This window comes from Thalassospira sp. ABD4_177, assembly GCF_056160125.1.
In genome coordinates this window covers 135,209-149,632 of record NZ_JBSWWO010000002.1, presented here as the reverse complement: position 1 = coordinate 149,632, position 14,424 = coordinate 135,209, and the positions used below count along the sequence as shown (strand labels likewise).

Annotated in this window: 13 protein-coding genes; 6 read left to right on the top strand and 7 right to left on the bottom strand. The window is 56.5% G+C overall.

Annotated features, from left to right (window positions below):
- Positions 1 to 20: 20 nt before the first annotated feature.
- Positions 21 to 2,027, bottom strand: coding sequence for a sensor histidine kinase (locus tag ACXAF0_RS13380; protein WP_475346374.1), 2,007 nt, complete (start codon positions 2,025 to 2,027; stop codon positions 21 to 23).
- Positions 2,028 to 2,281: 254 nt separating this feature from the next.
- Between ACXAF0_RS13380 and ACXAF0_RS13375 the strand changes: the two genes are divergently transcribed.
- Entirely contained in the window at positions 2,282 to 3,280 is a 999-nt protein-coding gene (locus ACXAF0_RS13375) for a mitochondrial fission ELM1 family protein (protein ID WP_475346373.1), read from the top strand.
- An 85-nt stretch (positions 3,281 to 3,365) separates the two neighbouring features.
- On the opposite strand, the gene hemN is transcribed toward ACXAF0_RS13375, so the two are convergent.
- From hemN to ACXAF0_RS13360, 3 genes are all read right to left on the bottom strand, one after another.
- Entirely contained in the window at positions 3,366 to 4,721 is a 1,356-nt protein-coding gene (gene hemN, locus ACXAF0_RS13370; RefSeq protein ID WP_475346372.1) for an oxygen-independent coproporphyrinogen III oxidase, read from the bottom strand.
- Positions 4,722 to 4,812: 91 nt separating this feature from the next.
- Positions 4,813 to 5,241: an HIT domain-containing protein gene (locus ACXAF0_RS13365; protein WP_475346371.1), complete on the bottom strand. Its 429-nt coding sequence runs from the start codon at positions 5,239 to 5,241 to the stop codon at positions 4,813 to 4,815.
- Between the two features lie 69 nt (positions 5,242 to 5,310).
- Entirely contained in the window at positions 5,311 to 6,327 is a 1,017-nt protein-coding gene (locus tag ACXAF0_RS13360; protein WP_475346370.1) for an NAD-dependent epimerase/dehydratase family protein, read from the bottom strand.
- Between the two features lie 93 nt (positions 6,328 to 6,420).
- Between ACXAF0_RS13360 and ACXAF0_RS13355 the strand changes: the two genes are divergently transcribed.
- Positions 6,421 to 7,338, top strand: a complete 918-nt coding sequence (locus ACXAF0_RS13355; protein WP_475346369.1) for a LysR family transcriptional regulator — start codon at positions 6,421 to 6,423, stop codon at positions 7,336 to 7,338.
- A gap of 53 nt (positions 7,339 to 7,391) precedes the next feature.
- Here the strand turns inward: ACXAF0_RS13355 and ACXAF0_RS13350 are convergent, their stop codons facing one another.
- Entirely contained in the window at positions 7,392 to 8,081 is a 690-nt protein-coding gene (locus ACXAF0_RS13350; RefSeq protein ID WP_475346368.1) for an FMN-dependent NADH-azoreductase, read from the bottom strand.
- A gap of 123 nt (positions 8,082 to 8,204) precedes the next feature.
- Here ACXAF0_RS13350 and gcvA point away from each other — a divergent pair, with 123 nt between their 5' ends.
- Complete coding sequence (gene gcvA / locus ACXAF0_RS13345; protein ID WP_475346367.1) at positions 8,205 to 9,101, top strand: transcriptional regulator GcvA; 897 nt, start codon at positions 8,205 to 8,207, stop codon at positions 9,099 to 9,101.
- A 76-nt stretch (positions 9,102 to 9,177) separates the two neighbouring features.
- Positions 9,178 to 9,969: a 2-oxo-tetronate isomerase gene (gene otnI / locus ACXAF0_RS13340; protein WP_475346366.1), complete on the top strand. Its 792-nt coding sequence runs from the start codon at positions 9,178 to 9,180 to the stop codon at positions 9,967 to 9,969.
- A gap of 18 nt (positions 9,970 to 9,987) precedes the next feature.
- On the opposite strand, the gene ACXAF0_RS13335 is transcribed toward otnI, so the two are convergent.
- Entirely contained in the window at positions 9,988 to 11,250 is a 1,263-nt protein-coding gene (locus ACXAF0_RS13335; RefSeq protein WP_475346365.1) for a glycerate kinase type-2 family protein, read from the bottom strand.
- Between the two features lie 49 nt (positions 11,251 to 11,299).
- Complete coding sequence (locus ACXAF0_RS13330) at positions 11,300 to 12,049, bottom strand: FadR/GntR family transcriptional regulator (protein ID WP_475346364.1); 750 nt, start codon at positions 12,047 to 12,049, stop codon at positions 11,300 to 11,302.
- Positions 12,050 to 12,339: 290 nt separating this feature from the next.
- On the opposite strand from ACXAF0_RS13330, the gene ACXAF0_RS13325 reads away from it, so the two are divergent.
- Both ACXAF0_RS13325 and ACXAF0_RS13320 read left to right on the top strand, forming a co-directional pair.
- Positions 12,340 to 13,140: an N-formylglutamate amidohydrolase gene (locus tag ACXAF0_RS13325; RefSeq protein WP_475346363.1), complete on the top strand. Its 801-nt coding sequence runs from the start codon at positions 12,340 to 12,342 to the stop codon at positions 13,138 to 13,140.
- A 1-nt stretch (position 13,141) separates the two neighbouring features.
- On the top strand, positions 13,142 to 14,311 hold the full coding sequence (locus ACXAF0_RS13320; protein ID WP_475346362.1) for a carboxylate-amine ligase: 1,170 nt from the start codon (positions 13,142 to 13,144) through the stop codon (positions 14,309 to 14,311).
- The last annotated feature ends 113 nt before the right edge of the window (positions 14,312 to 14,424 follow it).

Genomic DNA, 14,424 nt, shown 5'->3' with positions numbered 1-14,424 from the left:
ATCAGAGGACAGTTTTGCTGTTAGCCCTGATCATGGTGACCTGCAAGGTGTGTGCGGGTTTCTGCCGGTGTTTTAGCAGCCGCGACGCCCGGCGTCGAGATGCTGTTTTGCGCGGCCATTTCGCCCGGTCCTTCATAGCGAAGCTCTATGATGAAGGAGGCGCCGCCTTGCGGGCGGTTTTCCGCACGGATGGTGCCGCCAAAGCTTCGGACAATGCCATAACAGATCGATAAACCCAGCCCCAAGCCATCGCCAAACGGCTTGGTGGTGAAAAACGGATCAAAAAGTTTGGGCAGGTTGTCTGGCAAAATGCCATGCCCGTTGTCATTGACCTTCACAATCACGCGGTCATCTGCGCCCGTAATCGAGATATCGATTTCAGGGTATTCAACATTCTGACAGGCGTCAGCCGCGTTATTGACCAGATTGGTAAAGACCTGGGTCAGTTGATTGGCCTCGGCAATGACAGGTTTGATATCGCCATGCTGTTGCAGGGTGATGTTTTCCGCACCGGCCCGCCCGGTCTCAAGCGCAAGTTCGATTGCCATCTGCATCTGGGCCGGGACATCGACCGGATGGTTGTCCTGCTCCGGGCGGCGGGAAAAGGCCTTGAGATTGCCGGTAATCCGGCCCATGCGATCGGTCAGTTCCGAGATACGTTGCAGGTTGCGGTTCGCGGTTTCATCGTTGCCGCGCGCGATGAATTTCAAGGCGTTTTCTGCATAGTTCCGAATGGCGGTTAGCGGCTGATTGATTTCGTGCGCGATGCCTGCGGACATCTGACCAAGGGCGGCGAGCTTGCTGGTTTGCACCAGTTCGGCCTGGGCGGTACGCAGGGCATCTTCGGTGCGCGACCGCTCAGTGATTTCTTCTGCCAGGCGCTGGTTGGTGTTCATCAGATCGGTCGTGCGCAGGCGCACCTGACGTTCCAGTTCGCGCTGTGACCAGTCGCGAATTTCAAGCTGCTCCAGCATCGCGCGGCGGCGCTGCAGGATGATGAAAATCAGACCGGTCAAAATGATATGCACAGCCCCGCCCATGACACCAGCACTGATCACCGACCGGTCCAGAAGCGATTTATCGGTAAGAAGAAACATCCGCCAGCCCTGTTTGGGAAGCGTGCTTGCCGTGACCAGATAGGTGGTCTTGTCCGGTGCTGCCGGGCGGGTTTGCAGTGTGCCGGTTGCTTGTTCGCGGGCTTCTTTTGCGTTGCGATCTTTCGCAACCGGACCAAGGCTTAGCGTTGCCGGATTGTCATCGACTGGCCATTCGCCGTCGAGCAACGGCATGGGTTCAAGCGGATAGTTGCCGTATTTGCGCGATGCAATCAGACGCGGGCGGTCCTTGCGGTCCAGCCCGGCGAGATCGCGAAACCGCCAATCGAGATTGGATGAAATGATGACGATGCCGTTCTGATCGGTGACCAGAACGCTCTCGCTGCCGCGTGCCCAACGCTGCACAAGGGCCTCAAGATGGGTTTTGACCACCATGGCCCCGGCAAAGTTGGTGCCGTCCGGGCGCACCGGGTGGGAGATATAATAGCCCGGCACGTTGGATGTAATCCCGAAGGCAAAGTAATGCCCAGTCAGGCCGCTTTTGGCTTGCTGGAAATAGGGGCGGAAGGAAAAGTTGCGCCCGATAAAGGAGGCATCGCTGTTCCAGTTGCTCGCCGCCAGCGTTTCGCCATTGCGGTCCATGAAGTAAATATCTGATGCGCCGCTGTCTGCGGCCAGCTTTTCAAGATAGACATTCACCGCCGCCGCATTCTTCGGGTCGGCCTGAAGGGCAAGATCAATGATGCGCTTGTCAGACGCCAGCGTGATCGGAAGGTATTCATGTTCCTTGATCGCGCCCTGCAGGTTGGAGCGATACAGCTCAAGCTTGTTGCGCCCGTCCTCGGTAATGTCGATCAGCTTTGCTTCCTGCCAGAATGTGGTGACCAGCCAGACCGTGACCGGCAGCAGCACCAAAAGGGCGCACAGGACAATGCGCGATGTTGTTTTGACTGAAACCGAGGTGCTGAGCATTCTGTCTACGTTGACCTTGTGCGTTAGGCTTTTGCTGCCCTACCCCTTGGGGTAGGTTTTGATCCCTTACAGGTGGGGCGCCGGGATTAGATTACAAAAAGATTTCAAAGCCCAGCGCAATTTTCTTCGGACTTCTGATGCTTGATAATCCGCTGATCAGGCTGTACCTATCAGAAAAGCACTCGCGGGATTTTCGCGTCACGATTTGCGTGATCGAAACATGCCCGAACCAACCTGTCAGGAAAGTTCCCTGCATGAGCGATCAAGACACACACCTGATCTGGGTTCTGACCGATGATCGTGCCGGGAATGTCAATCAGGCCGTAGGTGTGGCTGAGGCGTTGGCGCAGCCTTTCAAGCGGATTGATATCGGCTACACCAGTCTTGTCAAACTGCCGAATTTTATCCGTAACGCCAGTTTGATCGGCGTGGATGAAGTATCACGTGCACGCCTGACGGCACCTTGGCCCGATCTTGTTATCGCCGCCGGGCGTCGGACGGCCCCGGTTGCGCGCTGGATCAAAAAGCAAAGCCGTGGTCATACGCGCATTTGTCAGATCATGCGCCCCGATGGCGGGGACAGCAGCTTTGATCTGATTGCCGTGCCGGCCCATGACCGAATGGCTGTGCGGGAAAACATTGTTCAAATCCCCGGCGCACCACACCGCGTGACCGAGACGAGGCTTCTGGTCGAAGCCGACAATTGGCGCACCTATTTCAAAGGGCTTCCATCGCCGCGCTTTGCCGTGATCGTTGGTGGCAGCACCAAGAAAACAACCTTCACGCCTGCCATGGCAGAAGAGCTGATTACACGTGCCATTGATGCGGCCCGGTCGGTGGACGGGTCATTGCTGGTTACCACCAGCCGACGCACGGGACAGGAATGCGAAGATTTGATCGCAAAGCGGTTGGCCGAGTCCGGCGTGAGCTACCATTTGCATGACTGGAAATCGAAGGACGAAAATCCCTATTTCGGGTATCTCGCGCTGGCGGATGTTCTGATTGTGACGAGTGATTCGGTTTCGATGTGCTGTGAGGCGGCAGCAGCCCCGGGTGGGGTATATATTTACGCCCCGGCCGGTCTGGCAAATGAGCGTCATCAAAGGTTGCACCAAACCTTGTTTGACGGCGGCTATGCCCGGCCGCTTTTGCCCGATACCGAACTGGTACCGTTCAAGCACCCGTCCTTGCAGCCGGCACGCATGGTTGCGCAACGTTGTTTGGAACTGCTTGGGGCACCAAACGCCAGCTGATTGCGTGGATAGACGCCTCACTGGAGGTATTTCTCACACAAAAAAGGGAGCCGGATGGCTCCCTTTGTTCGAATGGATTGCTGGGTCAAACCGCCTGTGAGTGACGCCCGTGCGCGTGATCAAGATACGTGTCAAACGCGGCACAAACCGCACGAACCAGCGGACGGCCCATTTCGCTGAGCGTGATGTGATTCCCGTTAACTTCGACAATGCCATCCTGGGTCATCGCCTTGATACGCTCGATCTCGGGCGCGAAGCGGTCTGCGGAAATGCCATGGCTTGCGCAGACTTCATCAAGATCAACGGCAAGATTGCACATCAGTTCATTGATGATGTCGCGGCGCAGTTTGTCGTCATCGGTCAGGGCGACACCCTTTTCAATTGCGCATTTGCCATCTTCAACGGCGCGCTGCCAATGGGCCAGTGCCGGATCGTTCTGGGCATAGCCCTGCGGCAGGGACGAAATCGCAGACGGGCCAAACCCGATCAGGGCTTCGGCACGGTCAGTGGTGTAGCCCTGGAAGTTCCGGTGCAGCAGACCGTCGGACAGCGCACGTGCCATGCTGTCGGCCTGATGGGCAAAGTGATCAAGCCCGATGGCAACAAAGCCGTGCTTGGCAAGGCGGTTCTGGATTTCCTCATACTGCGCCCAGCGTTCCTCGGTATTTGGCAGGGCCTCGGTCGGGATAAGCTGCTGGTGCTTTTTCATCCACGGGACATGGGCATAGCCAAAGACCGACAGACGGTCCGGGCAGAGCTCGACCGTCTGGTCGACGGTTTCACGCAGCGACTCAACCGTCTGGAACGGCAGGCCATACATCAGATCGACATTGATGCCGGCAATCCCGTGCGAACGCAGTTTTGCAATCACCTGGCGGACCAGCTGCATGCTTTGGACACGGTTGACCGCTGTCTGGACCTGCTGGTTGAAGTCCTGAATGCCGATGCTGGCACGGTTGAAGCCGCATTCGACCATGGCTTCCATGAAGTCATCGGTCGCGGTACGCGGATCCATTTCAATGGCGATTTCGGCATCATCAAGGATCTGCAGGCGTCCGCGGATTGCCGCCATGATGGCGCGCAGATCTTCGGCCTTGAGGATTGTCGGGCTGCCGCCGCCAAAGTGAATGTGCGAAACCGTGAAGGTCTCGTCTGCGGGCAGTTTGCCAAGCGTGCCTTCAATCTCGGTCAGAAGGGCCGAAACGTAGCCATTCACCGGCTTGTAGTTCTTGGTGATCTTGGTGTTGCAGCCGCAGAACCAGCACATTTCCTCGCAATAGGGGACATGCAGATAAAGCGACAGCGGTTGGGCGGGATCAAGATCGCCAAGCCAGCCTTCAAATACCTCGCCATTGACACCGGCATGGAAATGCGGCGCGGTCGGGTAGCTGGTGTAGCGCGGCAGGCGCAGGTCGTATTTTTCGTAAAGGGCTAGCTGCATGACGGACATCCCGAAAATTCGTTCTGTCCGTCTTTTGCATTATTCCAATCTGCTCTGCCTTGATATGCCTCAAGCAGTTTGTTTCAAGCGCTTAAAGATGCTTGAAGGCCGATACCAGATCGGCCCGCAGGGCCGCCAGACGGTCGCGGCCTTCATCCTCTTCATAGGGTTCGGCCGTACCAACACCCCAGACCGGGCCCGGCCATGCCGCATCATCCTTGAAGCGGCCAATCACATGGCAATGAAGCTGCGGCACCATATTGCCCAGCATCGCGACATTGGTCTTGAATGCGTCAAAACGACGCTTGATGACACCGGAGACGGCAGCCACTTCATCGCCCAGAATTTTGCGGTCTTCTGCACTCAGGTCGTCATAGTCGACAAGGTCAGGGCGCTTCGGGACCAGAATAAGCCAAGGATAACGCGCATCATTCATCAACAAAACATGTGAAAGCGGTCCGTCGGTCACCAGAGTGGTATCGGCGGCAAGCTGCGGATGAAGGGTGAATGCGTTGTTCATCGATATCCTCGTTCCTTGAAAAGTCACGGGGACGTTATAGCGACAACGCCTTTGAATGTCTCGATATCCTTATGCGCTTTGGGCGTGTGATATTGCGTCGATTGCGGCACTGCTGGGTTCGTCGATGCAACCGAGTGCTGCCAAGCTGGTGCGCACGGCCATCATCAGATCTGTATGGGGTTCTTCACCAAGGACGGAGGTCAGTGCGTTATTCTCCATCTTGTAACCATGCTGCCAAAGATATCTGATCTCTGATGCTTCGCGGCAGAATGAAGATACCGGGCGCAACAGGTTTATAAGTGTCCAGGGAAGGCGACGTATTGGGACTTCTTGCCCGACACAGTTCTGAATGGCACGCATCATTTGCAGACCGTCATGATCCCAATGGCCTTCCATGTGAAAGCGCGCATATGGTTCGATTTCGGCTTCATGGTCAAGCAGTCTAACCATTGTTTCAGCGACGTCAGGCAAATATGCCCATTGGTGACCAATGCCTTTCTTGCCGGGATACATGATTGTGGAGACCTTTTTCCCGGGATTGACAAGGCATTGCGAAAACCAGTTGTTGCCCGCGTTTGCGCCGAAATAATCCCCGGCACGGACAATCAATACCTTTGCACCGTTTCTTGTGGCCATCTCAAGGCGTCTTTCCATTTCGGCCCGGATGGCGCCTTTGCGGGTTCTTGGACTCTGTGGGCTGTCTTCGGTGACGTTTTGCAATGTTTCCGGGGCAAAATTATAAACCGTGCCGGGAAGAACAATCCGTGCCTTGTTCACGGTGGCCGCCCGGATAGTGTTATCTAGCATTGGTAAAACCAGTTTTTGCCAGTTTCGATATCCCGGCGGATTTACGGCGTGAATAATGGCGTCAGCCCCGCGTGCGGCATTCAAAACGACCTTGGACTCCATCGCATCACCGATGTGCCACTCAATCTGGTTATGGCCAAGGTGAGCCGCGGGGGAGGGTGCGTTACGGACAAGTGCGCGTACTTTCCATCCACGGCGCAGCAGCGCAGCACCAGCTTCGCTTCCAATCCCACCATTGGCACCTACGACCAACGCGGTTGTGGTTTCATGTTTCGACATCGTGCATTCCTCCTGCATGTGTGTGGCAGAGGATAAAAGTCGATCTAGGAAAACAAGATTCTATAAATATGTTTTCATGCTATACAAAAATGTATGGATAAGAATGAACCGGATTGGAACTTGTATCGAACCTTTATCGCGGTGATGGAGTGCGGCTCCTTGTCGGCGGCGGCGCGCGTGCTTGGTGTGACGCAGCCAACTGTCGGGCGGCATGTGGACGAGTTGCAGGAACACTTGGGTGTTGTGCTGTTTACCAGATCACAGTCCGGTCTGGTGCCGACTGATACGGCGATATCGTTATTGCCGCATGCAACCGCGGTTCAGTCAGCCGCGCGAGGACTACGACGCGCTGCCAGTGGGGATATCGGCTTTGTTCAGGGAACAGTTCGCGTGACTGCAGCCGAAATTGTTGGTGTTGAAATCTTGCCGCCAATCGTCACCAGGCTGCGTCGAGATCATCCAGACCTTGAGGTCGAACTTGTCCTGTCAAATCGGTTGGAAAACCTGTTGCGACGGGATGCCGATATCGCAGTGCGTATGGTAGCACCGGATCAGGATGCGCTGGTTGCCCAGCATATTGGCAATATCGATCTCGGTTTTCATGCAATGGCAGATTATCTCGCCCATGCAGGGTGGCAGGGAAAAGCAGAAGAAATCGGTTGGGATGAGCTGGGGCAACTCGATCTGATCGGCTTTGATACGGCCACTGCCGATGTCAGGGCCATGGTCGAGCGCATGCCCGAAATTTCCAATGCTCGTTTTGCTTTGCGTGTTGATAGCAATGTTGCCCAGCTTGCCATGCTGCGTGCAGGTTTTGGGGTTGCGCTCTGTCAGTTGGGCTTGGCGCGTCGGACGTCAGGATGTGTGCGTCTCTTGCCTGATTTTACCTTGGGGCTGGATACTTGGGTTACCATGCATGAAGGACTTCGGGATCATTTGCGCTGCCGCGTGGTGTTTGACGCGCTCGTTGCGGGTATGCGGGCTTATCGGCTGGAGGGCCTGAATGTATGAATGCCGGGGGCTTCAAAGTGGGCGGGACGGTTTGATGCATCCCACCTCACATTTCACACGACATTGATGGCTTCATGCTTGGCGATCAGTTGAGCGACAAGCTCAACAACTTTTTCTTCGGCCTCTTTGATCGATGCCTGCGTTCGTTCGTCGGCAAACTCGTCATATTCAACCGCCGCACCAAACTGATCGGTGATGCCGATATATTGCAGCGGGGTAAACAGCCCGCCCTCGACAAAGTTCAAATGCGCGATACGCCCATCCGGGCCATAGCCATAGTCACCCCTTGCTGACAGGGCAACAATTGATTTATTGCCGCTTACCATTGGCCAGTAGGGGATATCACCGCGCGTTCGATCAAAACCAAATGTCCGGCCCACCCGGACGATGTTGTCGACCCATGCCTTCATTTGCGCAGGCATGCCAAAATTATACATCGGCACCCCGGCGACAATGATGTCGGCAGACAGCAACTCGTCCACCAGCTGGTCGCTTTCGCACAGTGCCGCGTGCATCCAGGCTTCACGATCATTGGGGTGGGTAAAGGCCGCATGGACCCAGTCACCGGTGGTCGGTTGCGGCGGGTTTGCGCCGACATCGCGATAGATGATCTCGGTGTCCGGGCGTTTTGCCAGCCAGTTTTGCACAAACTGTGCCGTGAGGCGGCGCGTGTGTGAGCCATGCTGTTTCTGATCAGACCGCCCCGGGCGGGAGCTGCTGTCGATATGAAGAATTCTGGTCATCATACTCTCCATGTGATGAAAATGGTTCATCTGTGTGCGTCTGTGATGACCAATCATTGACTGAATTTAAGGGGCGCGGCAAAATCGAATTCCTCAGCCAATAGATGAGCTCAGTTCATTCATATGTCATTACCGCCACTAGCGACCCTGCGCGCCTTTGAAGCCGCAGCCCGCCATCAGAGTTTCAAGAATGCCGCATCCGAGCTTGGCGTCACGCCAACCGCGATCAGCCATCAGGTGCGCCTGCTTGAAGAAACGCTGGCTGTTCAACTGTTTGATCGCAAGCCGAGGCAGGTGATCCTGACCGATGTCGGGCAGGCGCTTTATCCGGTTTTGCGCGATGGCTTTGCATCCTTTGCCAAGGCGATTGATCAGGTGCGCAACCGCCCCGTATCACGCAGTGTAACGGTTTCGGTCATTCCATCCTTTGCGGCAAAATGGCTATTGCCCCGCCTGCCACGGTTTCAGGCGGAATATCCCGACATCCATTTGCGCCTACATACCTCGCCAGAGGCGGTTGATCTTGCCGGTGGTGTCGCGGATGCCGCCATTCGTTATGGCACCGGGCCCTATCCGGGATTGGTGGCAAGCCAATTGTTTCGCGAACATTTCGTCCCGCTTTGCAGTCCTTCATTGGGGTTGGAAAAACCAGAAGACCTGCGCAAGGCGACCTTGCTGCATTTTGACTGGTTGCGGCCCGATGATGCGACCCCGACCTGGCAAAGATGGGGGCAGGTAGCTGGATGTCCGGAATTCCTGCCAAGTGCGGGCATCAGCTTTTCCGATGACAGCCACGCCATTCAGGCCGCGATCGCCGGGCAGGGTGTTGTTCTCGCCAGCCCGGCGATGGTGCGCGCCGAAATCGATGCCGGATTGCTGGTGATGCCGTTTGGCCCTGAAATCAAAGGGCACGCATATCACTATGTGCATACCAGCCGCGGCGATAACCTGCGCGAGGTCGAAGCATTCGGCGATTGGATCAAACGCGAAGTGGGATCATCAGGCCTAACGACCGCGTAATCCGGCGATTGAAGATTGACCTTGCGGGATGCATCGGAAACCATGTGCCATCGTCAATCATTCTTGTGGATCGATCATGCCCCGCTTTGCCGCCAACCTTTCGTTCCTGTTTGCCGAACTGCCGTTTGAAAAACGGTTTGCCGCGGCCGCGGATGCCGGCTTTGTCGGGGTGGAATATATCGGCGCCTATGACATGCCGCTTTCCACCGTCAAATCGCTGCTTGATGAAAATGGTCTGGAGCAGGTTTTGTTTAACCTGCCCGCCGGTGACTGGGAGGCAGGCGACCGTGGTCTGGCCTGTCGTCCGGGGCGCGAGGATGTCTTTCGCGACTCTGTCGTAAAGGCGCTTGATTACGCGGCGGCCACCGATTGCAAGATGCTTCATTGCATGGCCGGTGTGATGGGCAAGGGCGAGGATTCCGGCGAACTCGCCCGGCTTTATTGCGACAATCTGCTATATGCCGCCGATCTTGCCGATCAGGCCGGGGTCGATATCCTGATCGAGCCGATCAATCCGCTGGATATGCCGGGTTATTTGCTTAATTCCATCGAACAGGCGGCCGTGATCCTTGAGCAGCTTGATCATCCGCGTCTGAAATTGCAGTTCGATATCTATCACGCCCAGATCGTTGGCGGGAACATTGCCGCCCGGCTCGATCAACATATCGACAGCATCGCACATGTGCAGGTTGCTGGCGCCCCGGGCCGCCATGAGCCCGACAGTGGGGAGCTCAATTACCCCTTCCTGTTCTATATGCTTGATCGCATCGGTTATGAAGGCTGGATCGGCTGCGAATACAAGCCGCACGGCAAGACCGAAGACGGGCTTGGCTGGGTGCGCCCCTGGATGCCAAAGCCAGGAAGCTGATCGGACTTCTATTAAAACCTATTCAATCAGGATGGCCCGGAAGTCGTTGACATTGGTCAGGGTCGGGCCGGTCACCAGAAGATCATCAATTTTGGCAAAGGCGCTATAGGCGTCATTGTTATTAAGGTATTCCCACAGATCGACACCGTTTTCCTGGGCTGTTTGCCAGCTTTTGGCATCAATGATGGCGCCGGCATTATCCTCGCTGCCATCAATGCCGTCGGTATCAATGGCAAGTGCGCTAAAGCCCGGTTGATCGCGCAGCTGCAGCAAAAGGGAGAGCAAGAATTCGCTGTTGCGGCCGCCACGACCCCCCTTGCCACGCACGGTGACGGTGGTTTCACCGCCTGAAAGCAACACGCACGGCTTTGCTGCCGGTTGGCCGTGATTGGCAACCTGATGGGCGATGCCGGCATGGACGATGGCGACTTCGCGCGCTTCGCCTTCGATCGCATCCCCAAGGATCACGGTATTGAGCCCCATGTCATGCGCGACGGATGCGGCGGCCTCAAGACTGTCCTGCGGGCGGGCCAGCATGATGGTTTCATGTCCGTCAAAGCAGGGATCGTCGGGCTTGATCGTCTCATCCTTCTCGCTGCGCAGAAGCTCCTCGGCGGCCTTCGGGATATCAATCTGATAATGGCGGAGGATATCAAGTGCATCCTGACCGGTCGTTGGGTCGGATACGGTCGGGCCGGATGCAATGATGGCTGGATCATCGCCTGGCACGTCAGACACCAGATAGGTCACCATGCGCGCCGGCGCAGATGCCTTAGCCAAACGGCCGCCCTTGATGGCAGACAGGTGCTTGCGCACACAGTTCATTTCCGAAATGGTCGCGCCACTGCGCAACAGCGCCTTGCTGATCGCCTGTTTGTCTTCAAGGGTCAAACCCGGACCGGGCAGGGCGAGAAGGGCCGATCCGCCGCCGGAAATCATGCCCACCACCAGATCATCCGGACCCGCAGCCGAGACGATATCAAGGATCCGCTTGGCAGCCTGTTCCCCGGCGGCATCAGGCACCGGGTGGGAGGCCTCGACAATTTCGATCTGATCGCATTCAACCGCATGGCCATAGCGGGTCACGACCAACCCTTCGACATCACCTGTCCAGGCCTTCTCAAAGGCGCGCGCCATATTGGCCGATGCCTTGCCTGCGCCAATGACGATGGTCTTGCCCTTGGGCGGTTCGGGCAGGTTGCGCGGGATCTGAACGCCGGGGTCGGCAGCCTTTAGGGCCGCATCCATCAAAGCCAGAAGTTTTTCGCGCGAAGTGGTCATGTTGGGTTTCCCTGATTGGATTTTGGCCGGGTTGATCCCGGCCTTGAATTTAGGTCGCCTGCTTGTCCGATGCGGTTTTGAAGAAATCGATCACGGCTTGCAAGTGATCTGACATCGCCTTTTCCGCTGCATCCGGGTCATGGGCTGCGATGGCCTCGATGATGTCACGGTGATGTTCCTGCACCATCCGATCAAAGGTCGGGCCGGCCATGCCGTTGAAGCGGATTTCGGTCAGCGCTGCCTGCAGCACGTCATGCAGCATTTTCATCACGTGATAATAAATGATCGATCCGGTCGCCCGGCCAATCATCATATGCAGGCGGTGATCATCATCCGCACGGTATTTTGCCGCCCGCCTTGGGTCATGTGCCTGACGATAGGCCATGCGCAGAAGCTTGATATCCTCGTCACTGGCATTGATGGCCGCCCGCCGTGCCGCCCATGTTTCAAGCGTGCAGCGGATTTCCTGCAGATCGCGCAGATTGCTGATCGAATCGCGCACCAGATCGGTCATGGCGGTGTCCATGTCGATCCCGGTCGAAGACAGGATTTCCGTGCCGCCGCCCTGAACCGCGCGCAAATACCCACGGGTCTTGAGCTTTTGCAAGGCAGCACGTACCGAAACACGGCTGACCGACATGCTTTCGGCAAGCTGGCGTTCGCCGGGTAGGCGGTCTCCGGGCAGGAAAATGCCATCTGAAATCTTTTCAAGGATCTGATCGGCAACCTGATCGGCAATCCGTTTGGGACGCTTGGGCTCCTGATCGTCTTGTGCCTGAACCGGCTTGGCAGACGGCATGTTGGGTTGTCTCCAATCGTGTTTTTCTGTGCCAGTGCAATGATATTATAGGTCCTGACCCTAAATGGTCATACCATTTTACGGGATGTTTGGGCGCTACGCAAAGTGTCGATATGCATCAAGCCTGCTTATTGCAGCGCAATCTTGTCTCGGCGGTGATAAATTGATAGTTCAACAGATGCCGGTTGGCGCATGCGCACCCAGTCCTTGAGCGCGTTGCTGCCCCGGTTGACCCGCCAATACACGACGATCCAACGACCCGAAGACCACCGAATTTCAGGAGAACACGCGTGCCGAACCAAGCCGGGACCCTTTTGGGCCATGATGATCCAGCCCCGTTTGAAATCTTGAACGCAAACGGCAAGGGCCATTCGCTTTTTGTCTGCGATCATGCGTCCCGCGAAGTCCCCAAAAGCCTTGGCACGCTGGGCCTGCCCGAGGAAGAGCGCAAACGTCATATCGGCTGGGACATCGGTGCGCGCAAGGTAACAGAAATTCTCGTTGATCGCTTTGATTGCCCGGCCGTTCTGGGCGGGTTTTCGCGTCTTGTGATCGACTGCAACCGGCAGCTTTGGGATCCGACCGGGATGCCCGAAATTTCTGATCAGACCGTGGTGCCGGGCAACAAAAACGTCTCGCCCAGCGAACATATGAAGCGCATCCGCGAAATTTTCCTGCCCTATCATTGGGCGATCGAAGAACAGATTGCCACTTTCCACGCCCATAAAATCGCCCCGGCCCTAATCGCCATTCACAGCTTTACCCCCGTATTCCAGGGCTTTGAACGCCCTTGGGAAATCGGCGTTCTGTGGGATCAGGATGATCGCATTCCGGTGCCGTTGCTTGAAACCCTGCGGGCGCAAAACCCCGACCTTACCATCGGTGACAATGAACCGTATTCCGGCCAGCATCTGGCGGACTACACCATTGACCACCACGGCGAGGCGGCGGGCCTTCCGTGCGTGTCGATTGAAATTCGTCAGGATCTGATTGATACTGATACTGGATGTGAGAAATGGGCGAAGATCCTTGGCGATGCCTTCGTCGACATCCTTGCGGATCCGAACCTATACAAGATCAGGAGAGACTGATTTGGCAGGGGCTAACGCACGCGAACCGGGATTTTCCATCGGCATTGAAGAAGAATTCTGGCTCGTGGATCGCGAAACCCGCGATCTTGCCAAGGACCCGCCTGCCGAATTCCACAAGGATGCCAAGGCAAAGCTTGGTGATCAGGTGTCTTCCGAATTCATGCGCTGTCAGGTCGAGACCGGCAGCAAGGTTTGCAACAGTGCACTTGAAGCGCGCGAGCAGCTGATTGAGATGCGCAGCACCCTTTCCGAGGTGGCCGCGAAATACGATATGGCGTTGCTCGCGGCCTCAACCCATCCCTTTGCCCAGTGGGACGACCAGAAACACACCGATGGCGAGCGTTACAACACCATCGCGCGCGATTTGCGCACGGTGGTGGATCGCTTGCTGATTTGCGGCATGCATGTCCATGTCGGGATCGAGGATGACGATCTGCGCATCGAACTGATGGCGCAGGCGAGCTATTTCTTGCCGCATCTTCTGGCGCTTACCACCAGTTCACCCTTCTGGCGGGGCAAGGAAACCGGGCTTCAGACGTTCCGGTTGTCTGTGTTTGACAACCTGCCGCGCACGGGCCTTCCGGAAGTTTTCGGCTCCTGGGCGGAATATCGCCGCCATGTCGATATGCTGATCAATGCCGGTGTGATCGAGGATGGCACAAAGCTTTGGTGGGATTTGCGACCATCTGATCGCTGGCCGACGCTTGAAATGCGCATTGCCGATGTCTGCACCGATCTTGAGGACGCGGTCTGTGTTGCATCGATCACCCGATGCCTGATGCGTATGCTCTATCGTTTGCGGCGCAATAATCAGCGCTGGCGGATTTATGCCAACATGCTGGTGCGTGAAAACCGTTGGCGGGCCTGCCGCTATGGCAGTGATCCGGGCGAGAAGGCCGGTCTGATCGACTTTGGCCGCGGTGAAATCGTGCCCTATGCCGATCTGCTCGAAGAAATCCTCGAACTCATCCGGCCTGATGCCGAATTTTTTGGCTGTGTCGATGAAGTCGAACATGCCCGCACAATCGTCAAACGCGGCACAAGTGCCCGCAGACAGCGCGAAATCTATGACGCGGCCATCGAACTTGGCGCCTCACCAAAGGAAGCTTTGGTCGCCGTTGCCGATGTCCTGATCGAGCGTACAGACCCCCACGCAAGATCGGACACCTAACGGGCTTGTCAGCGAGAGATGCATTGAGTATCGTCGCGCCGAAACGGGTTTTGGCCCTTTGAAATTCCGCGCATCGGATATCCGCTGTGCAATCCATCATCGGAGAAGAATTG

Coding starts and splice junctions, on each gene's coding strand:
- ACXAF0_RS13380 (WP_475346374.1), bottom strand. CDS start 2,027: ATGCTCAGCACCTCGGTTTCAGTCAAAACAACATCGCGCATTGTCCTG.
- ACXAF0_RS13375 (WP_475346373.1), top strand. CDS start 2,282: ATGAGCGATCAAGACACACACCTGATCTGGGTTCTGACCGATGATCGT.
- hemN (WP_475346372.1), bottom strand. CDS start 4,721: ATGCAGCTAGCCCTTTACGAAAAATACGACCTGCGCCTGCCGCGCTAC.
- ACXAF0_RS13365 (WP_475346371.1), bottom strand. CDS start 5,241: ATGAACAACGCATTCACCCTTCATCCGCAGCTTGCCGCCGATACCACT.
- ACXAF0_RS13360 (WP_475346370.1), bottom strand. CDS start 6,327: ATGTCGAAACATGAAACCACAACCGCGTTGGTCGTAGGTGCCAATGGT.
- ACXAF0_RS13355 (WP_475346369.1), top strand. CDS start 6,421: ATGGATAAGAATGAACCGGATTGGAACTTGTATCGAACCTTTATCGCG.
- ACXAF0_RS13350 (WP_475346368.1), bottom strand. CDS start 8,081: ATGACCAGAATTCTTCATATCGACAGCAGCTCCCGCCCGGGGCGGTCT.
- gcvA (WP_475346367.1), top strand. CDS start 8,205: ATGTCATTACCGCCACTAGCGACCCTGCGCGCCTTTGAAGCCGCAGCC.
- otnI (WP_475346366.1), top strand. CDS start 9,178: ATGCCCCGCTTTGCCGCCAACCTTTCGTTCCTGTTTGCCGAACTGCCG.
- ACXAF0_RS13335 (WP_475346365.1), bottom strand. CDS start 11,250: ATGACCACTTCGCGCGAAAAACTTCTGGCTTTGATGGATGCGGCCCTA.
- ACXAF0_RS13330 (WP_475346364.1), bottom strand. CDS start 12,049: ATGCCGTCTGCCAAGCCGGTTCAGGCACAAGACGATCAGGAGCCCAAG.